Source organism: Prosthecochloris sp. (assembly GCA_015482705.2).
In the GTDB taxonomy this organism is placed as follows: domain Bacteria; phylum Bacteroidota; class Chlorobiia; order Chlorobiales; family Chlorobiaceae; genus Prosthecochloris.
Map to the genome: position 1 here is coordinate 41917 of JADMLA020000034.1, position 19009 is coordinate 60925.

Sequence of the window (19009 nt, forward strand, 5' to 3'; positions counted from 1 at the left end):
GCATTGTGAAGCATTTTTTTCTCCCTTTCGAAAAAAAACAAGGTTTCAGCTATTCGGCCGAGAATATCGAACAGCTGAGCGAATATGAGAAGTACCTGTTATCATTTCACCCCGAACGTCCAAAATACCTCGATTATCTGGACATTTTCGAAGAGGTTGAGGAGTATCTGCAAACCGACACATACGGCGGTTGTCTCATACAGACACATAAAGCCATGCTCGATACCCCAAAGGGGGCATTGAAAGTCATGCTGATCGGCCAACAATCTGCTCCCACCTCCGATTTCGAGCACCTCCAGGAACTCATGCAGAAAAATGGGTTTGCCGAACAATGGAATCAGGGAATGCCCACACCGGCGTCCTATGAACGCGCTTTGAAAGCAATAGAGACAGCCGAATGTGAAAATCGTCTCATAATCACATTGATCGATACTCCGGGAGCCGACCCTACTGAAGAAGCGGAATCAGGGGGCATTGCCTGGAAAATCGGAAGATGCATGCAAGCGCTTGCCGAAACGCCCGTCCCTACAATCTCGGTAATCATGAACCGTGGATGCAGCGGCGGAGCCATAGCCTTAACCGGCTGCGACAGGGTTCTCGCCATGGAAAACGCCACATACCTGGTAATCTCTCCCGAGGCCTGTTCTTCGATTCTTTTCCGAACGCGAGCAAAAGCAAACTACGCTGCCGAAATTTCACAAATCACGGCCCGAGAAGCACGTTCTCACGGCATTGTCGACGCACTTGTCACCGAACCGCAAGGACCTGCACACCGATTTCCCAATGCCGCAATAGCCTCACTAAAACAGTCGCTGATCTTTCATGCAACGGAGCTTGCAACCATCCCTTCCGAAAAGATTTTTTCAGAAAGAGTAGAACGGTGGAAAGCAGTTGGCCAATGGGACGAGATGCAGGAATCCGATATGACTCTTTTTGAACGCAACATCTCGAGATGTTTGAAAAAACCAGCCGGAGGATTGTACATCAAGCGCCATAAGGGGTGCAGAAACAATGACAAGAAAAGGATCTACGACCCTGTTTTTTTTCCTGAACTTCAGGAAAACAACTATGTCTGTCCTGAATGCGGTTATCGCTATACCCGGCTTTCTGCAAAAGATTATATCAAGCATGCCCTCGACAAAGACTCTTTCCGTGAACATCCCAACACACGCCACATTGTGGACAGGGATATCCTCCTTTTTCCGAAATACCGCGAGAAGCTCGAAGAAGCACGCTCAGCGACCGGTCAGGCATCGGCTTTCATAACGGGCGATGGGACAATTTTCGGGCATGACGTTGTGTTCTGTGCTACTGATTTCGGCTTTCTGGGAGGCTCGTTCTGCATGTCAACGGGAGAAAAAATCTGGCGTGCCTGTGAAACCGCCATTCAACGCAGGTGCCCGATCATACTCCAGGCAGCAGGCGGCGGGGCGAGAATGCATGAAGGTTGTTCCTCGATGGTCAGCATCCCAAAAGTGCATGTAGCCCTTTCGCGGGTTGAAAAAGCATCCCTTCCTGTGATCACCATCATTACCGACCCTACCCTCGGAGGTGTCGCCATCGGTATCGGCTCGAGAGGAATTCAGTTATTTGAATACAATGCAGGGAACATCGGTTTTTCCGGTAAACGAGTCATCGAACAATACACCGGAAAAAAAACCTCCCGAGGGTTCCAGACAACCCGATGGCTTGAAGAAAAGGGGTATGCAAAGCACATCGTCAAACCAGATAATCTGAGACATCGACTTTCGCTCATTATCGAAGAATATCGGAAAACCTTTGCATTATGAACGCTTGAAACCCTTTACTGCCAACACCAATTACAGTTTATTCAGAAAACTATTCATCACGTTTGAAAACTATGTTCGAGGATTTTAACCCGGTAACGAAGCAACAGTGGAAGAAGCAGGCTCAAACAGACCTCAGAGGAACCGACTACAGCGCAATCGAATGGTTCAATGCTGACGGTTTTTCCCTCGACCCTTACTACAGCCCCGAAGAAAGGCCGCAATGCAGCCATCCTCCTGCCGTCGGCAAAAAAGATAACTGTTGGAAAGCGGGTGTGGAAATAGACGCATCAAATCCTCGTCAGGCAAATGCAGAAGCGATAGAGCATATCGAAAAGGGTATGCATTCCCTTCTTTTCGATACATCCGGTATCGTTGAACCAGACGATACATTTTTCAACCTGTTGTTACACGATATCGATCCCCGCTCTGTTTTTCTCCATTTTTCAGGGTTTGCGAACCCCCGGCATTTTGCCCACAAACTTTCTCAACACTCCTTGTTCAATCATTTCAAAGGCGGGTTGATCGATAAAGGCGATGCCGTCGCTACAGACCTTTTTCAATATTCTCAGCATGCAGAGCAGTTCAAAACGTTAGGGATAAGTGACCGCGAATGGCAAGAAAAAGGAGCGACTACAGCTCAGCGAATCGGATTGGTTGCCGCATCTGTATGCAATTTGTTCAGGGAACTGCAACCGACAATCGATCCACCTGACGCAGCGTCGTTTTTAACCATCAATTTTACCACGAACAGCTCCTTTTTCACAGAAATAGCGAAATTCAAGGCATTCAGGCTTCTCTGGAAAAGAATAACACAGCAGGTTTCGAGCTCATTCATTCCCGAGCCGACCGTAACGGCAACGACCTTCACCGAAAAACCCTTCATGGGGGATCCTCACAACACACTCATAGAACTCGCGACCGAATCCGCGGCAGCAATCATGGGAGGATACGATACACTGTTCATAAGCCATTTCGATCGCCAAAACAACACAGACAGATCATTTGCCGCCCGCCTTTCGCGAAACATCCATCACATCCTCAACCATGAAAGCATGCTCGGCCGGGTTATCGACCCTGCTGCAGGTTCAGCATATATCGAAACGCTCTCATCAAGTCTCACCGAATCAGCCTGGAAAGTTTTTACGGCTATCGAGGAATGCGGAGGCATGCGCCTCGCCACGGAACAAGGTTTACCGATCAAACTGATTGTTTCGGAAAAAAAATGCTTTACCGATGAGACGGCAACGAAAACCGAAAAGACGACCATCGAGTACTCCTCCAAGACATGTAACCACATCAGAGTTAGCGAACGACCAACCCTCGAAGGAATACCGATCAAGAACATTTACACATCGGAGGATACAAGCAAAGCCGAACAACTCCGGTTTGCTCCAGGCTTTCCGCCATACACGGGAGGTCCTTACACAACAATGTATACGGTCCGTCCATGGACCATTCGTCAATATGCAGGATTCTCGACCGCTGAGGAATCGAACGAGTTCTACCGGGAAAACCTTGCAGCAGGGCAAAAAGGTTTGTCCGTAGCCTTCGACCTGCCGACACATCGCGGCTATGATTCGGACCATCCCCGTGTAGTAGGAGATGTAGGCAAGGCTGGAGTCGCCATCGATTCGGTTGAAGACATGAAAGTTCTTTTCAACAGGATACCTCTCGACACGATGTCGGTATCGATGACCATGAATGGCGCTGTACTTCCCATCATGGCATTCTACATCGTTGCAGCCGAAGAACAGGGGGTTGCTCCGGACAAACTCAGCGGCACCATCCAGAACGACATACTCAAGGAGTTTATGGTCCGCAACACCTATATTTATCCCCCAGAACCGTCAATGCGCATAGTTTCGGATATTTTCCGCTATACTGCCGAAAATATGCCGAAGTTCAATTCCATAAGCATTTCCGGATATCACATGCAGGAAGCCGGCGCAACGGCTGATCTCGAACTAGCCTATACTCTTGCAGACGGCCTTGAATACCTGAGAACCGGCATCGAGGCAGGACTTGGCATAGACGACTTCGCCCCACGCCTCTCGTTTTTCTGGGGTATCGGCATGAATTTCTTCATGGAAATCGCCAAGCTCAGAGCTGCAAGAATGCTCTGGGCAAAGATTGTCAAACGGTTCAACCCCTCGAATCCGAAATCCCTGATGTTGCGCTCCCACTGTCAAACGTCAGGATGGAGCCTGACCGAACAGGACCCATTCAACAACATCACCCGAACCTGTATAGAGGCACTTGCAGCAGTGCAAGGCCATACGCAGTCCTTGCACACCAATGCCCTTGACGAAGCTATCGCTTTGCCTTCGGTTTTTTCCGCCCGCATTGCCAGAAACACACAACTTTTCCTGCAGAAAAAAACCGATATTACAAGAGCGATCGATCCCTGGGCAGGATCCTATTTCATCGAAACCCTTACTACAGAGCTTGCCGGAAAAGCATGGAACCTCATCGAGGAAATCGAACAGATGGGCGGTATGGTCGAAGCAATCGAACAAGGCCTACCAATGCGACGCATCGAGGAAGCCGCCACAAAACGCCAGGCTCGAATAGACAGCGTACAAGATCTCATTGTCGGAGTCAACTGCCAAACAAACAGCTCCGATGGCACTGACATAGAAATTCTGGAAGTGGACAACACGAAAGTGCTCACAAACCAGTTGGACAAACTTTCAACAATCAGACAGAATAGAGACGAAACTGCAGTCGATGCTGCACTTGAACAGCTCAAGAACGCTGCATGGAACAGCACGGGGAACCTCCTCGATGCCGCTGTGGTTGCAGCAAGAGCAAGAGCGACTCTCGGTGAAATATCAAACGCCTGTGAAGAGTCTTTCGGCAGGCATCGCTCATCCGTCCGGCTCAGTACCAATGTTTATCAATCTCAGATGAACGACAACAAACTCTTTATGAAAGCACATGAGCTTGCAGAAGCATTCGCCCACAATGCCGGCCGCAGACCGAGAATCCTGGTGGCAAAAGTCGGCCAGGACGGCCATGACCGCGGCGCAAAAGTCATTGCTGCTGCATTTGCCGATATTGGTTTTGACGTCGATATCAGTCCGCTGTTTCAAACACCTGAAGAGGTCGTCCAGCAAGCGCTCGACAACGATGTACATCTTGTCGGCATTTCAAGTCTTGCCGGAGGTCATAAAACCCTCGTCCCGGCAATAGTCAATGGACTGAAAAAAGCGGGAAGAAACGACATTCTCGTAATTGCCGGAGGAGTGATTCCGGAAAAAGACTATGGATTTCTGCTCGATTCGGGAGTCACGAAAGTTTTCGGACCGGGCACGGTCATCACCGAGGCAGCCGCAACAATCCTGCAAATGTTGATCGACAGATCTTCAGCAGTCGATGAGTCCACACTACAGTAAACAGGAAATAATGTCAGAACCGACAAGACATATTTCCGCCGAAAAGATTGCAGAAAAAATAAAGCAAGGCGACCGCAATGCATTGAGCCGGGCAATTACGCTTGTTGAATCAACAAAAACCGACCATCAGGAACTGGCCTATACGATCCTCGACAACTGTCTTCAATCAGGGCACCAATCACTCCGAATAGGAATAACCGGTCCTCCCGGATCAGGAAAGAGTACCTTCATAGAAGCTTTGGGTCTCGAAATCCTGAACAGCCCCTATAATAAAATCGCCATTCTTACCATCGATCCGAGCAGCAAACGTTCCGGTGGAAGCATCCTCGGTGACAAGGCTCGTATGGAAAAGCTTTCCGGACGAAAAGAGGTGTTCATCCGCCCCTCTCCATCATCGGGGTATCTTGGGGGAACATCACCAAAAACTCACGAAACGATTCTCCTCTGTGAAGCTGCCGGATACAATATCATTATCGTTGAAACCGTCGGTGTCGGTCAATCGGAGATTCTTGTCGAATCAATGGTGGACTACATTTTGCTGCTTATGCTGCCAGGGTCGGGCGACGAACTGCAGGGAATAAAACGGGGCATAATGGAAATAGCTGACGACATCGCAATCACCAAAAGCGATGAAGCTTCACGTAAAAGCGTCCTTCACTCTCAGGCTGCATGTGAATCTGCCTTGAAACTTCTACCGAAAAAGAATACCGCATGGGAACCCCATGTAGCGGTTACCTCCGCAGTTACAGGAGAAGGCATCGGGAATATCTGGAACAATATTCTCAAGTTTAACCGAATACTCAGGGGAAACGGAATTTTTGAAGGAACTCGCAAAAAACAGCTCCGCCAGCTTTTTTACGAACAGGTAGACCTGCAACTGAAACAAATGTTTCATAACCACCCGCAGACCCAGTCATGGCTTGGAAAGGTTACAGCAGCCGTAGAAGAACAAAGTATCAGTCCGTTCACCGGGGCAAAAAAGCTGGTGGAAAAAGTTATTCGCCCTCCTCGATAAACTCCTTTTCTTCTGCCTTGACAATTAAAACAGGGCACTTCGCCTTGCGCACCACAGACTCGGCAACGCTTCCCATAAGGATTCGACTCAATCCTGTTTTTCCATGAGAACCGACAATAATCAGGTTGACATCGAGTTCCTCCGCTTTTTCAAGAATGGTTTCGGAAGGCGTTCCAATCTGCACATCGGCCTGCACTTCAACACCTTGCTCACGCTCGGTCCGTATGATTTCTTCAAGGTCCTCTTTGGCTGCTTTTTCAAGATCCTCTTCCAACGGAACATAGGAAAGAGACATATCAACCGCCATCGGCCTGGGCTCGACAACATTGAGCAGGACAAGCGACGCGCCCATCCCTTTAGCAAACTCGTGGGCATAACGAACAGCCTTACGGGATGCATCGGAAAAATCAACCGGACAAAGAATTCTACGGATTTTTATCATGGTCAGAGGTTTTTCATTGTTGGAAAATCAAATCGATACCACTCTTCACTTTCCGCCTCCATTTTCCATGAAAGGTTTCAGAAGATCGATCGGTATAGGGAAAATAGTCGTTGAGTTGTTTTCTGCCGCAATATCCTGGAGGGTTTGCAGGTACCTCAACTGTAAAGCACCCGGGTTTTCAGCGATGATCCCAGCCGCTTCGTTCAAACGTTTTGCAGCCTGAAACTCACCCTCTGCATTGATAACCTTTGAACGCCGCTCTCTCTCGGCTTCCGCCTGTTTGGCCATGGCACGCTGCATTTCTATCGGAAGATCAATTTCTTTGATCTCCACTTTACTCACTTTCACGCCCCAAGGCTCGGTATCCTTGTCGAGAATTGTCTGGATCCGTTCGTTGATCTCATCCCTCTCAGAAAGCAAGTGATCCAGCTCTCCCTGGCCGCATGTGCTTCTGAGGGTCGTCTGAGAAAGCTGGGAGGTCGCAAAATGAAAATCCTCGACATCGACAATAGCCTTGATGGAATCAATTACCCTGAAATAAACCACAGCGCTTACTTTAACCGTGACGTTATCTTTTGTGATGACGTCCTGAGGAGGAACATCCAGGGTCACGGTACGCATATCGATTCGGACCATTTTATCGATAAAAGGAATGAGAATAATGATTCCGGGCCCTTTTGAACCGATAACACGCCCGAGCCTGAATATAACGGCGCGTTCGTATTCCCTGAGAATTTTGATTGCAGAAGCAAGAAACGCCACTGCAAGAAAAATGATTGGTATAAGATTGATGGTGGACATTATGCCTTCTCCTGTTTTTTGGTTACCTGCAACACAAGCCCTTTCAAGCCGTTCACCCTTACAGCCTCCTTTTCCGGAATCGCCTCATCACTTACCGCTTCCCAAATTTCACCGTGAACAAAAACCTTTCCAGGTTCACCCGGAGAGATCCCGTGAATCACGCTACCTTCTTCGCCAAGCAGCTGTTCAGGTCCGGAAGTCAGCTTCATTCTCGTTGATTTAGCCACCAGCCAAACAATAACGAGCATAGCAACCGAAACGGTGATATACACCGGCAGAAATACCGCCAGGGAAATGGATACACCGGTTTCAGCAGTATTAAAAAGCATGAGAGATCCGACAAACAATGCGACAAGACCCGCTAAAGCAAGAATTCCTCCGCTTGCGACAAAAAGCTCCAATCCGAAAAACACCACTGCAAGTACAATAAGCAACAAGCCAACAACATTGACCGGCAAAGCCTGAAGCGCAAAAAGGGCAAGGAGAAGAGATATCGCACCCAGCACACCAGGGAATATCGATCCTGGATTGGCAAGCTCGAAATAAAGCCCTGCCAAACCAACCATTATGAAAATATAGGCAAGATTAGGGTCAGCCAGTTTGATAAGTATCTGTTCCTGCAGGGTAGGTGTGAACGCTTCGACAACGACGGTCGTCAAGTCAAGCGTCACCTTGCCAGCGACTGTTTCGACTTGCTTGCCATCCAGCATGGTAAAAAGTTCGTTACGGTCGGCTGCAACATAATCGATGACCCCTTCTTTCAGCGCTTCATTCGCGCTGGAAGCAATACTCTCGCGCACCGCTCTTTCGGCCCAGTCCGCATTTCTTCCCCGTTCTTCGGCTATGCTTCTTGCAAATGCCGCCAGATCGTTTTCCGCCTTCTTTTTCATGGTACCATCACCGTCTCCCCCGCCACCTCCAAGACCGACCGGGCTTGCAGCGCCGATCTCCGTTCCCGGCGACATCGCAGCAACATGCGCGGAAATAGTCAGTAGAGCTCCCGCTGAAGCTGATTGAGCTCCCTGGGGAGCAACATAGACGATTATCGGAACACGCGATGCAAGAACACGTTGAATCATACTTCGCAGAGAAGAAACCAGCCCCCCCGGTGTATCGAGCTCCACAAGTACTGCATGAGCCCCCTGTTTTTCAGCTTCATCAATGGCACGTTCGAAAAAATCAGCACTGCCAGGATTCACCGTTCCCTGAAGAGAGAGCAGATACACTACCTTTCGGCCATCATCTCTTGCTGCGTAAGACAAATCGCTATTGCTGAAAACAACCCCAAGCGATAGTATGAACGCAAACGAGAGAAAAAATTTTCGTGAAAGAATTCGGCTCATGGTGGCAGAAAAAACGATTTTATCTCTTTTGAACAGCAGTAACGCTGTGAATCTCTATGTAAATATAATCAAACCTTTTGTACACACATTCTGTTCCTGCAAATGTTATCATCCGCTTTAGGATATTTGCTATCTTCCATTTTTATCTGTTTTAGCTTGCACCCTATCATCCTGATATCATCAGGGTATCGACACCTGAGTCACACCAAAAAAACATATGGAACACATATTGATAACCGGAGCCTCATCAGGAATTGGAAAAGTTTTTGCGCAAGAGTATGCATCTCGCGGAAACAACCTTGTCCTTGTCGCCAGATCGAGCGAAAAACTCGATGCCCTGGCAAACACTTTCCGCAACACGTACGAGATTGATGTCCGAACTTGCCAACAGGACCTTTCCTTACCAGACAGCGCAGAGAAGGTTTTTGACTTCTGCAAACGTGAACAGCTTATGGTAAGAACACTGGTAAACAACGCCGGCTTCGCTCTTGACGGAACATTTGACGCCCAGCCTCTTGAAAGCCACGAAAAGATGATCGTGCTGCACACGCTCACGCTCATCAAGCTTACGTATCTTTTTCTGCCTGAGATGAAACTCAGAAACCAGGGAGAAATCCTCAACCTTTCTTCTGTTCTTGCATTCCAGGGCGTACCGTATAACGCGGTTTATGCCGCCACAAAAGCATTCGTTCTCAGCTTTTCAGAATCGATCAGAGAGGAACTCAAAAACTCGGGTATACGGGTTTTGGCTCTCTGCCCCGGTCTAACCGAAACCGATATTTTCGATAAAACCGGGATCGATCCTCACCAGACGTTCATGCCTGTCGGGCCACCCGAACAGGTCGTAAAAACAGCAATAAATGCTCTGAATAAAAACAAGCCATATACCGTTCCAGGGTTTGCAAACAAGATATTGATACATGTCGGACGAGTTCTTCCAAGATCCGTCATGTTGAAATTTGCTTTGGTATTGACCAGACGAAAAAAGTCCAAGATTAAACACTCACAACCCAGTGATCCTTTGCAAACCTTATAGACTCGATATAAGAGCCGCTGGAATACCTCTTTTCCATCGTCTAATATTTAAAAGTAATTTGGAAAGTTTTTAATGAATTATTGCATCAGATAAGGCAGTACATTTTATAACATAACCTATATCAGATATATGTTTTATTTCGATCCTTTATACTTTCTATTCGCGCTGCCACCCTTGCTCTTGGGCCTCTGGGCACAGTTCAGAGTAAAATCGGCATTCAATAAATATTCCCAGGTCACACTCTCAAACCGCATCAGCGGAGCGCAGGCTGCCCGTATGATTCTCGACAGAAGCGGTCTCGGAAATGTCGATGTTGAAGAAACTCGCGGCATGCTTTCCGATCATTACGATCCACGCAGCAAAAAGCTGCACCTGAGTGAACAGGTTTACGAGCTTCCCAGCATTGCATCCGTCGGTGTAGCCGCCCACGAAGCAGGGCATGCATTGCAGGACAAAAAAGGATACATTCCTCTTCAAATACGTTCAGCAATGGTTCCGGCTGTTTCCATTGGCAGCAACCTCGGACCGATAATTTTCATTGTCGGCATGTTCATGGCAGGATCTTTCGGAACCACTCTTGCCTGGACTGGAATACTGCTTTTTGCAGCAACGGCTCTTTTTGCGCTGGTAACCCTGCCGGTCGAGTTTGACGCCAGTAAACGGGCCAAAGAAATCCTCGTTTCTCAAGGCATTGTTTCCAGACAAGAGCTCAAAGGAGTCAATGCCGTGCTCGATGCTGCAGCCCTCACCTACGTCGCCGCAGCGGCACAGGCCATCATGCAACTGCTTTACTTCATTACGATAATGAACCGGCGAAACTAAGCATTCTTTCAATAGCACAGCTACTTCCATGGCTGACTCTGGAGGGAGTTGACTACCTCCATTATGGACGGCACAAGCCCCTTTTCTCGTCATCCCCGAGCTTGACCCGGGGATCCAGCGACATCCCTGTTTTTCACTATGGATGCCGGATCTAGTCCGGCATGACTTTCGTAAAGTTTGGATACTTCATCATGTGCCAGGTATGACTTCGAGGGAACCGGATACCCTCATCATGCTTGGCACAAGCCCCTTTTCTCGTCATCCTCGGGCTTGACCCGGGGATCCAGCGACATTCCTGTTTTTCACTATGGATGCCGGATCTAGTCCGGCATGACTTTCGTAAAGTCTGGATACCTCATTATGTGCCAGGCATGACTTCGAGGGAACCGAATGATACCCGCATCATGCTTGGCACAAGCCCCTTTTCTCGTCATCCCCGGGCTTGACCCGGGGATCCAGCGACATCCCTGTTTTTCACTATGGATGCCGGATATAGTCCGGCATGACTTTCGCAAAGTCTGGATACCACATTTTGTGCCAGGTATAACTTCGAGCAAACCGGATGTTCAATCTCTCCGTTTCCTAAGAAGGTTCTGAAAAAAACACCTCTGAGCAATCAATTTGCTTGTTCATTTGCAATTACACGTCTTTTCCAGTTCTTTTTTGTTTTCGTTAAGATCCTGGACACAATCCCAGACAACAAGCTCAACGTTATGATCTGCATGCGGCTGAGTTTCAGTGCATTGCCACTGATAACAGTTTGCTTTCGACATCTTCTTGTAATGCTTTTCAACCGCAGGCTTACCACATAATTGACATGCGGTCTGGACATCCTTGAACCACTCAAACCAGGGAGAACCTTTAATCTTGTGATTAACCGGCCCCTCTGTATAGGAACATTTCCGGCTTCCATCCTCGAGTCTTTTCGCCACAGTTGTTTCGAGAAGTCTTTCCAACTCTTCGTTTGTCATGCTCTCGAAATTGTTCTTTTCGCTTGGTGACATAGCACGCCTCCTTTTTGGGTTTTGAAAAAAAATCAGAGCTGTAACCCCTTGCCCTTTTTCGTCCCTTAGTGAAGCGTACCCTTTACTCGGCAGTAGCAGCACGGAAAACCGGTTCTTGAGCAATTACGTCTCCACAGAACAACCCTCTAGTAAAAAAACAGGTGAAACAACAGAACAAAAAAAGCAATCCGTTATAAAACAAGCTTATAGAGAGAAAAGTAATAGAGAACCTCTCCCATCCAATCACATGCCAGTTAACTACCTCTCAACGATAAACCAGCTTTCTTTTCCCAAAATGGCAGTGATTTTTTAGCAATTCACACACCCGGCACGTTTCGGAGCGATTCCACAAGGAAATCCCAGAATTTCCCTACAGAGGTGATGTGGACCTTTTCATCCGGAGAATGAGGATAACGAATTGTCGGCCCAAAAGAAACCATATCAAGCTCAGGGTAGGTCGCCCCGATAATACCACATTCCAAACCGGCATGAACCGCTTTGATCTTTGGAACTTTTCCAAATTTCGCTTTATAGACCTCACGCATGCTCCTGAGAATCATTGACTCAGGATCAGGCTTCCACCCCGGATAGCTTCCACCAGGCACCAGTTCGGCTCCGGCAAGCTCTGCAATACTTCGGATCATCATCTCAAGATCATCCCGAGCTGATTCCACCGAGCTTCTCAGCAAACAGTCAACCTTCAACACTCCATCGCAAGAAGCAACGACAGCAAGGTTATTGGAAGTCTCTACAAGACCGGGTATCTCGTCGCACATTCGCATCACACCGTTCGGCAATGCATAAAGCATATTATGGAGGCGGGAAACGGCAGAGGCTTCGATACAATATTCGGGTTTCTCGACAGGAACCGTTGTGACACGAAGCCCTGAATCTGCAACCGCAAGTTCACATTGTACATTTTGAGACAACATCGCAAGGTCTTCGAGAAAGTCACCGGATTGTTGAGCAGGAACAGCAACGGTAGCCATCGATTCACGAGGAATGGCATTACCGAGAGAGCCGCCCTCGATTGAGGCCAGCTTCAGGCCATGACGTTTATGACCGTAATAGAGGAGACGGTTCATGATCTTGTTAGCATTGCCACGCCCAAGATCGATATCCATGCCACTGTGCCCCCCTTTCAGTCCCGAAACCCTGATCGAAAGTCCAGTGAAATCCTCGGAAACAGGGCTTTTATCGTAATCGAGTACCACCGTAATCTCCAGGCCGCCGGCACAACCTGTAAAAAGCTCACCTTCATCTTCCGAATCGAGGTTCATCAGGATCCCGCCGTTCAGTTGTCCGGACTTCAAACCGAAAGCACCGGTCATACCGGTTTCCTCTTCACAGGTAAACAAAGCCTCTATGGGACCATGCTCCAGCGTTGTCGATGCGAGCACTGCCATTGCTGCTGCAACCCCAATGCCGTTGTCAGCTCCAAGAGTAGTTCCATCGGCGCGCACCCAATCACCATCGATTACCGCCTTGATCGAATCGTTCTCGAAGTCATGCTCCATACCACTTCTCTTCTGAGGCACCATGTCGAGATGCGCTTGCAGCACAACCCTTTCTCGGTTTTCCATGCCAGTTGTGGCGGGTTTTCGGATGACAACGTTTCCAACATCGTCAACAATGGTATCCAATCCGAGATTTTTACCAAAATCAGCCATGAACGACCTGATTTTTTCTTCATGGCCGGATGGGCGAGGAATTCTTGTCAGACTGTAGAAATACTTCCAGACTTCCTGTGGATCCAATCCGAGAATATCTTCACTCATAGCTGATTCATCCCCTGATTTTGACCTCTGATTAGAGGTATCTTATTAATATACAGGAAGATGTTTTGGCAACACGAAAAAATCCGCATAATTTCTTTGGCCAATTGTGCTATATTTCCAGCATAGCTCGGTTCAACAGCATTTCAAACCATTAACAGATACAGCTATGGCAGAAAACAACAACGGCGTTTTTTCCGACCTCTTCAATGCGGTTGGCAACACCACACAGGATGTGGCTGATAACGTTATCAACGGAGCCACAAATGTGACCAATGCTGCTCAGGAATATGCAAACCTCGGCGTTTCTATAGCGACCGGCGCAGCAACATCGACACTCAAGCTCGTACAAGATGTTTTGTCGGGTATCTCATCCGCTCTCAACACGAAGCAGTGACAACCTGTCTCAAAGAAAAAGCCTCCTTGCAACTGATAGCTGCAAGGGGGCTTCCCTCAAGGTTACTTTATCTATAGGATCGATATTTTACATGTAGAACACATGTCTGCCGATCGTGGCGACTTCTTTTTTAGCTCCCGCCCAGTAAGGCGAAACATAATCGGCATGGTAATGCGTAACGCCTTCAAGCTTCTTTGCAAGAGGAAGATCAGGATTGAGCATGACTTCAGCCGCTGCCGTTTTTGCCTTTTTCCAGGCGGCACGGTCTCCAACCCTGTCGGGTAAACCATCCCAGAACCAGCTGAACTGCTTGTACTCTTTGACAACTTCTTCAATCGAGTCGGGATAATCCATGGATTTGACCCGATTGAGTGTCACGACTCCGACAGCAAGCATACCCTCCCAAGATTCTCCACGGGCTTCATGGTAGATATTGCGTGCGAGCCATTCAATTTCATCGCTCTGTAGGGTTTTCACATACTCGTTATTGCGCCGCTCAAGCTTCTGACGAGGCTGTGGCGAAATATGACTTTTCAGCAAAAAACCTATCGAAAAAAGCCCGGCGAGCACAACAGCTCCACCAAGAGCTTTTGCCTTCTCTGCAGGAATCGCTTTTGTCCGCTCCTTGAATATGTGTATCAGTTTTTTCATAAACTCACGCTTTAACGGCCATAGTCTCGAACATTACACAGTATGAACTGCACAATGTCATTTGACCCGAAGTAAAAAAACAAAAAAAACCAAAATATCAAAGACGAAGCAAAAGTTACGACCATTGCAGACCTCTCAGTCATTCAGCGCGCCACATTATCGGCCATCAGCCTCGAACGCCTTATGGAATGTAACGGTCCCTTCCGGCATATGCTTCTCGAAAGACAGAGCAAAAAAAACATCTTGTGGTACCCCTTCATGTACAAGTCCCTCCTGGTTAGCAAATCCGAATTGTCGATAGTATCCCGGATGCCCCACAAGACAGCACCCAAGAGCCCCTATTTTTTTCAGCCGATTCAGTCCCTCCCGAATCAAAGCTCCACCGATACCCTGCAGCTGATACTCCGGCAGAACCGAAACAGGTCCAAGACCGTACCAATCGAGAGTACCGTCCGATACAGTCACGGGCGAAAAAGCAATATGCCCTACCACACGACCGTCCACTTCAGCCACCAGGGATAGAGTCAATGCTCCTGCAGAACGCAATTTTTCGATAACAAACTGTTCAGTATGATCGCTGATTTCCAACGCCTTGAACGCTTCGATAGTGACCTGGGTTATCGCAGAAACATCACGCTGTGTTTCATCTCTGATAAGAACATTGTGTTTCATAGTCCGAAAAAAAACATTTTTCATTTAATAAATTTACCATGTGTTCTGTTAAGCCCATTACACTTTTCAATGACTAACCTTGCCACGATGCAGCAGGTTTATCTGTCCAGACCCAAGCAATAAAATCAGTCATTGATGGAGCAGTACCGAGCTCCCGTAGCCTGGCGTTCACCTGCCCGCGATGATACGTTGTATGCGAGAATATCTGTACGAGAAGCTCTGCAAGCGTTGTTTTCCGAACCTTGAATCCGATTTTCTCACCGAACTGCTGCGCCCAGGGCAGCTCGATGACGGTATCGAGCATATCCGGCTCAAGCGCCTCGTGGTAGCTTGCAGCTCTCCGATGCAGGTTCATGGCGAACTGTTCGAGCTCAGGCATTTCAAGCGAACGAGTAACTTCAGGGTTGAAAGGCTCCTGCTCGAGAACATCGAGGAATGCCTGCTGCACCATATGGCTGTGACGGAGTTTCGCAAGTACTAACTCATCATTACCGGCATCCGGGTATTTTCTTATAGATGAAAACACCATCGCATCCGCCCATTCTGTATAACGGGCGAAGTCCCTGAACAGTGAAAGAGAATCCATCATCATTACTCGCATTGAGAAGTTTTCAATACAGCCTCGACTTGTAAACGGAAGACAAAGAAACGCATCCTATTTTACCTCTCGAATACCGCCCTTCACTCAAGTATTTTAAAAGTACATCACAGGAGCCATTTTGAACAGGACAACCTCAAGCTCGTACCAACGCTACAACGCTCTCAAACGTATCGATCAGAAACGTTGGGTTGAGGCCGATAAGATCTTCCGCTGAATTGTTTCCATAGGTAACCGCACAGGTATCTGTACCTGCTCGCTGCCCCATTTCGATATCATAGACAGTATCACCAATAACCAGAGACTCTCCCGCAGGAATATCCAATGCTTCCAATGCAAGCAAAACCATATCGGGAGCAGGCTTTCCCTGCTGCACATCCTGTGCTCCTGCAATAAAAGAGAAACGCTCGAAAATCCCGAGATGCCGCAACATGGCCACAAGACCGTGTTTGCTCTTGCTGGAAGCGACTGCTAGCAGAAAATCCAGTCGTAAAAGGTTCAGCGTCTCTTTCACCCCCGGAAACAGGCGCGTCGACTCGAAGGCAACTTCATTGTAGTGCTTTCTATACAATTCTACCGCTTCCGGCACCTGCCAAGGCTCAAGCCCAAGCCCAACTTCAATGGTATGCTGCAGCGACAGACCGATACTCCGCCGGGCATTTTCCTTATCAACTTCCGAAAGACCGAAATCCTTCGCCACCAGCCGCAGGGACTCCATGATACTTGCCTCACTATCAGCCAGTGTCCCGTCAAAATCAAAAACCAGTAATTTATACTTCATATTCTGTATTACCCTGTACTGTTATGATCAGCCTTGCACCTCATGATTCAGGAAAAAACCTTTTTCTTTTTTTAGGCTCGATTTTTTCTTCACGTTGTTTTCAAGTATACTATGCAACTACTTGCAAGAACAAACGTCAGAGACACGTAAATAATTTAAAGAGAAAAAGATACTCTACTCGTTGCTGAAACCGTGATTTTGCACCTCGGTATTGATTATGATTCCGGTCAACAATGAACAGAGAAAGTGAGCCGTTCCATATACACCGTCATTTTGCCATAAAACCGTTTCCTTATCCTGATGTTCAATGACCAAGTACAAGACTCCTGAAGAAAACATAGAAGCCGTAACGAAACTGTCGCTGCAGTTTCTCGCCGAAGCGATCGGACAATGCCCTGCAGGACTCGAACAAACAAGAAACAGAGACGTCGTTTTTGCCGTACTCGGTTTCCAGTACGGCGCAGTGCAAAGTGCGGCTTACGTGGCGGGAATGGACAGAAAAACAGCATCGGATATCGTTGAAGATATCGTCGGTAGAATCAACGGTATGGAAACGGATGCCGTATCGAAAATCCTTTCTCTGATGCCGATGCTCGCTGAAAAGGAATACCCCCCTATCAATATCGGCAGCAAGGCCATTGTCGGTTTTTATAACGCCTCCTCCGACGAGGAAAAACTGACGACCGCAGGTTCGCTAAGGGAAATCCTCAAGCAGATAGATCAGTCATGAACCAGCTCACCCCTATATTTCGCTTGTGCCAGCCAAAGAAGTAAGATACCGATGAGTATAGAGTTTATCTATTTTCGAAAGTTCGATCATCTGGTCGAAGAATACTCCTGAAATCTTGTATTGCCGACTAATCCGCTCGATCATCGACAACCACAGATGCGCTGTCATTTCGGCATCGGCCAGTGCACGGTGAAAATCTCCGGTCTTCGGCACACCCGCATACGACACCAGCGTCTGCAACTTATGGTTCGGTGAATCCTGAAACACCCTTCTCGATACAAGCAGCGAACAGCAACAGTCACCCGTGTATGTCCGATTTGCCCGTTTCAGCTCTGAATCCAGAAAACGCTTGTCGAACGATGCATTATGGGCGACAATATCACTACCATCAATGAACTCCGAAAACTCGGCCATCACCTCTTCACACCGAGGCTGTCCATAGAGCATCTCGTTGGTAATTCCGGTATACCCTTCGATAAACCGGCTGATGCGGAACCCCGGATTCATCAGCTTCTGAAAACGTTCGACAATCTTTCCATTTTCGAGACGCACCGCCCCGATCTCGATGGCTCGATCCCCGTACTGTGGCGCCAATCCCGTCGTCTCGAAATCCAAAACAACAACACTATCTGCCAACGTCTTCTGCATACAAATAATTGATTACCGTGACTCCCAGCCCCTTTCTCCTTAGGTTGTCAAGCGACAAACGTCATTTTTTCCAAATCAAGACATTCCTGCAACCTCACGCTCAACACGCCATGTCCAATAACTTATTTTCGACGAATAAAACCTATAGCGCTCCGTTATCAGTATGGCAAAAAACATACGAGAGACATTACCGTCAATGGCTGGGAACGCCCCTGTAAACTGATCGAAATACGGCTGCAGAATTGAATGAGAAACACATCAGAAAAAATAAGAGAGACTAACGGACTTCAAAAGGAAAAACTAATAGAGAGCACCTGAGTCGTCATATACACACGCTGGAAAAAAAAGAGGCAGACTGTAAAAAACTGCTTCCCGACAATCGGCCGCCATGCAAAAGTATCCAGCAGAGAGCCATGCCGACCAGCGAAATTGAAGTTCGTATATCACAGGAAAGCGGCACCCAATCTCCCTAATAAGTCATGCCGGACTTGATCCGGCATCCATACTGACTTTGATCGGAAGATGGATCCCCGGGTCAAGCCCGTGGATGACATGGAGAGAACAGTCATGCAGCCCTTCGAGTTTCACGGGTCGAGCCCGAGGGTGACTACATAAGGACTTATTTACTGGACAAATAAGACAGCCTCTTTTAGCTGTAAAAACTTTGCAGAAAGATTACTCTTCTTTATCTTTTTTTTCCCGCTCTTTCTGGTCCTCCGGTACACAGGTATGGGAAGACTCTTCCCCATGGCACTGCTTGATGGTTTCCGGCGTGCATTCTGCCGGCGTTCTTTTCAGGTTTTCAGGCTTCTGGCAGCAGCATGAATTTTCTTTATGCATAAGAGAACTCCATTCAAAATTTATCAAAGACTGTTAGTTTACATCACTGAATCACGAAAGCACAATAAATGCACTCAGAAAAATACCCTTAATATTTCACCAATTTTTTTAATAAAATCGCTCTTTTTAATTTTTTTCAAAAAAAATCACCTAAAAAAGAAAACAGCACCACCAAACAGAGGAACATCGTTACTGTATTTAAAAAAGAGTAACCCAAACCTATATGTCTTCCCCCATGTTTGTACAAACTTTGAAAAGTTCGCCGACCA

At 47.7% G+C, this 19009-nt stretch carries 18 protein-coding genes and 1 pseudogene; 8 read left to right on the forward strand and 11 right to left on the reverse strand.

The window, feature by feature from the left end:
* Positions 1-5: 5 nt before the first annotated feature.
* The 4 genes and pseudogenes from QZ209_RS08195 (at position 6) to meaB (ending at position 6200) form a co-directional block, all read left to right on the forward strand.
* Complete coding sequence (locus QZ209_RS08195; protein ID WP_294346818.1) at positions 6-1790, forward strand: carboxyl transferase domain-containing protein; 1785 nt, start codon at positions 6-8, stop codon at positions 1788-1790.
* A gap of 338 nt (positions 1791-2128) precedes the next feature.
* Positions 2129-3034 (forward strand): annotated as a pseudogene (locus QZ209_RS08200) (methylmalonyl-CoA mutase family protein); the annotation flags it as partial.
* Positions 3035-3055: 21 nt separating this feature from the next.
* Positions 3056-5185 carry a methylmalonyl-CoA mutase gene (gene scpA / locus QZ209_RS08205; protein ID WP_294346857.1) on the forward strand — a complete coding sequence of 710 codons (2130 nt, stop codon included), beginning with the start codon at positions 3056-3058 and terminating at the stop codon, positions 5183-5185.
* A 10-nt stretch (positions 5186-5195) separates the two neighbouring features.
* The gene (gene meaB, locus QZ209_RS08210) at positions 5196-6200 is read left to right on the forward strand and encodes a methylmalonyl Co-A mutase-associated GTPase MeaB (protein ID WP_294346820.1); all 1005 of its coding nucleotides are present in this window, start codon (positions 5196-5198) and stop codon (positions 6198-6200) included.
* On the opposite strand, the gene QZ209_RS08215 is transcribed toward meaB, so the two are convergent.
* Genes QZ209_RS08215 through QZ209_RS08225 form a run of 3 tightly spaced genes read right to left on the reverse strand, consistent with a single transcriptional unit; the run spans position 6181 to position 8786 of the window.
* Positions 6181-6642 (reverse strand): universal stress protein, encoded by a 462-nt coding sequence (locus tag QZ209_RS08215; RefSeq protein ID WP_294346822.1) that lies wholly within the window; start codon positions 6640-6642, stop codon positions 6181-6183. The genes meaB and QZ209_RS08215 overlap by 20 nt on opposite strands.
* 45 nt (positions 6643-6687) lie before the next feature.
* Entirely contained in the window at positions 6688-7443 is a 756-nt protein-coding gene (locus tag QZ209_RS08220) for a slipin family protein (protein WP_294346825.1), read from the reverse strand.
* On the reverse strand, positions 7443-8786 hold the full coding sequence (locus tag QZ209_RS08225) for a nodulation protein NfeD (RefSeq protein WP_294346828.1): 1344 nt from the start codon (positions 8784-8786) through the stop codon (positions 7443-7445). Before QZ209_RS08225 ends, QZ209_RS08220 begins: the two co-directional genes overlap by 1 nt.
* Positions 8787-9003: 217 nt before the next feature.
* Between QZ209_RS08225 and QZ209_RS08230 the strand changes: the two genes are divergently transcribed.
* Together QZ209_RS08230 and QZ209_RS08235 are read left to right on the forward strand one after the other, a co-directional pair.
* Positions 9004-9822 (forward strand): SDR family oxidoreductase, encoded by an 819-nt coding sequence (locus QZ209_RS08230; RefSeq protein WP_294346830.1) that lies wholly within the window; start codon positions 9004-9006, stop codon positions 9820-9822.
* 129 nt (positions 9823-9951) lie between these two features.
* The gene (locus tag QZ209_RS08235; RefSeq protein ID WP_294346832.1) at positions 9952-10644 is read left to right on the forward strand and encodes a zinc metallopeptidase; all 693 of its coding nucleotides are present in this window, start codon (positions 9952-9954) and stop codon (positions 10642-10644) included.
* A gap of 629 nt (positions 10645-11273) precedes the next feature.
* Here QZ209_RS08235 and QZ209_RS08240 read toward each other — a convergent pair.
* Together QZ209_RS08240 and QZ209_RS08245 are read right to left on the reverse strand one after the other, a co-directional pair.
* Positions 11274-11648, reverse strand: coding sequence for a hypothetical protein (locus QZ209_RS08240; RefSeq protein ID WP_294346834.1), 375 nt, complete (start codon positions 11646-11648; stop codon positions 11274-11276).
* Positions 11649-11965: 317 nt separating this feature from the next.
* The gene (locus QZ209_RS08245) at positions 11966-13426 is read right to left on the reverse strand and encodes an aminoacyl-histidine dipeptidase (RefSeq protein WP_294346836.1); all 1461 of its coding nucleotides are present in this window, start codon (positions 13424-13426) and stop codon (positions 11966-11968) included.
* 166 nt (positions 13427-13592) lie between these two features.
* Here QZ209_RS08245 and QZ209_RS08250 point away from each other — a divergent pair, with 166 nt between their 5' ends.
* On the forward strand, positions 13593-13820 hold the full coding sequence (locus QZ209_RS08250; protein ID WP_294346838.1) for a hypothetical protein: 228 nt from the start codon (positions 13593-13595) through the stop codon (positions 13818-13820).
* A gap of 87 nt (positions 13821-13907) precedes the next feature.
* Here the strand turns inward: QZ209_RS08250 and QZ209_RS08255 are convergent, their stop codons facing one another.
* The 4 genes from QZ209_RS08255 to QZ209_RS08270 all read right to left on the reverse strand — a co-directional run bounded on the left by QZ209_RS08255 (position 13908) and on the right by QZ209_RS08270 (position 16522).
* Positions 13908-14471 carry a cell wall hydrolase gene (locus tag QZ209_RS08255; protein ID WP_294346840.1) on the reverse strand — a complete coding sequence of 188 codons (564 nt, stop codon included), beginning with the start codon at positions 14469-14471 and terminating at the stop codon, positions 13908-13910.
* A 156-nt stretch (positions 14472-14627) separates the two neighbouring features.
* A complete protein-coding gene (locus tag QZ209_RS08260) occupies positions 14628-15143 on the reverse strand; it encodes an N-acetyltransferase (RefSeq protein ID WP_294346842.1) in 516 nt (171 codons plus the stop codon).
* Positions 15144-15216: 73 nt separating this feature from the next.
* Entirely contained in the window at positions 15217-15744 is a 528-nt protein-coding gene (locus QZ209_RS08265) for a DinB family protein (protein WP_294346844.1), read from the reverse strand.
* Positions 15745-15877: 133 nt separating this feature from the next.
* Positions 15878-16522: an HAD family hydrolase gene (locus QZ209_RS08270; protein WP_294346846.1), complete on the reverse strand. Its 645-nt coding sequence runs from the start codon at positions 16520-16522 to the stop codon at positions 15878-15880.
* Positions 16523-16829: 307 nt separating this feature from the next.
* Between QZ209_RS08270 and QZ209_RS08275 the strand changes: the two genes are divergently transcribed.
* On the forward strand, positions 16830-17252 hold the full coding sequence (locus QZ209_RS08275) for a hypothetical protein (RefSeq protein WP_294346848.1): 423 nt from the start codon (positions 16830-16832) through the stop codon (positions 17250-17252).
* Between the two features lie 12 nt (positions 17253-17264).
* On the opposite strand, the gene QZ209_RS08280 is transcribed toward QZ209_RS08275, so the two are convergent.
* Positions 17265-17900 (reverse strand): 3'-5' exonuclease, encoded by a 636-nt coding sequence (locus QZ209_RS08280; protein ID WP_294346850.1) that lies wholly within the window; start codon positions 17898-17900, stop codon positions 17265-17267.
* 675 nt (positions 17901-18575) lie between these two features.
* Positions 18576-18740 carry a hypothetical protein gene (locus tag QZ209_RS08285; RefSeq protein ID WP_294346851.1) on the reverse strand — a complete coding sequence of 55 codons (165 nt, stop codon included), beginning with the start codon at positions 18738-18740 and terminating at the stop codon, positions 18576-18578.
* Positions 18741-19009: the final 269 nt, after the last annotated feature.

Coding starts and splice junctions, on each gene's coding strand:
- meaB (WP_294346820.1), top strand. CDS start 5,196: ATGTCAGAACCGACAAGACATATTTCCGCCGAAAAGATTGCAGAAAAA.
- QZ209_RS08215 (WP_294346822.1), bottom strand. CDS start 6,642: ATGATAAAAATCCGTAGAATTCTTTGTCCGGTTGATTTTTCCGATGCA.
- QZ209_RS08220 (WP_294346825.1), bottom strand. CDS start 7,443: ATGTCCACCATCAATCTTATACCAATCATTTTTCTTGCAGTGGCGTTT.
- QZ209_RS08225 (WP_294346828.1), bottom strand. CDS start 8,786: ATGAGCCGAATTCTTTCACGAAAATTTTTTCTCTCGTTTGCGTTCATA.
- QZ209_RS08230 (WP_294346830.1), top strand. CDS start 9,004: ATGGAACACATATTGATAACCGGAGCCTCATCAGGAATTGGAAAAGTT.
- QZ209_RS08235 (WP_294346832.1), top strand. CDS start 9,952: ATGTTTTATTTCGATCCTTTATACTTTCTATTCGCGCTGCCACCCTTG.
- QZ209_RS08240 (WP_294346834.1), bottom strand. CDS start 11,648: ATGTCACCAAGCGAAAAGAACAATTTCGAGAGCATGACAAACGAAGAG.
- QZ209_RS08245 (WP_294346836.1), bottom strand. CDS start 13,426: ATGAGTGAAGATATTCTCGGATTGGATCCACAGGAAGTCTGGAAGTAT.
- QZ209_RS08250 (WP_294346838.1), top strand. CDS start 13,593: ATGGCAGAAAACAACAACGGCGTTTTTTCCGACCTCTTCAATGCGGTT.
- QZ209_RS08255 (WP_294346840.1), bottom strand. CDS start 14,471: ATGAAAAAACTGATACACATATTCAAGGAGCGGACAAAAGCGATTCCT.
- QZ209_RS08260 (WP_294346842.1), bottom strand. CDS start 15,143: ATGAAACACAATGTTCTTATCAGAGATGAAACACAGCGTGATGTTTCT.
- QZ209_RS08265 (WP_294346844.1), bottom strand. CDS start 15,744: ATGCGAGTAATGATGATGGATTCTCTTTCACTGTTCAGGGACTTCGCC.
- QZ209_RS08270 (WP_294346846.1), bottom strand. CDS start 16,522: ATGAAGTATAAATTACTGGTTTTTGATTTTGACGGGACACTGGCTGAT.
- QZ209_RS08275 (WP_294346848.1), top strand. CDS start 16,830: ATGACCAAGTACAAGACTCCTGAAGAAAACATAGAAGCCGTAACGAAA.
- QZ209_RS08280 (WP_294346850.1), bottom strand. CDS start 17,900: ATGCAGAAGACGTTGGCAGATAGTGTTGTTGTTTTGGATTTCGAGACG.
- QZ209_RS08285 (WP_294346851.1), bottom strand. CDS start 18,740: ATGCATAAAGAAAATTCATGCTGCTGCCAGAAGCCTGAAAACCTGAAA.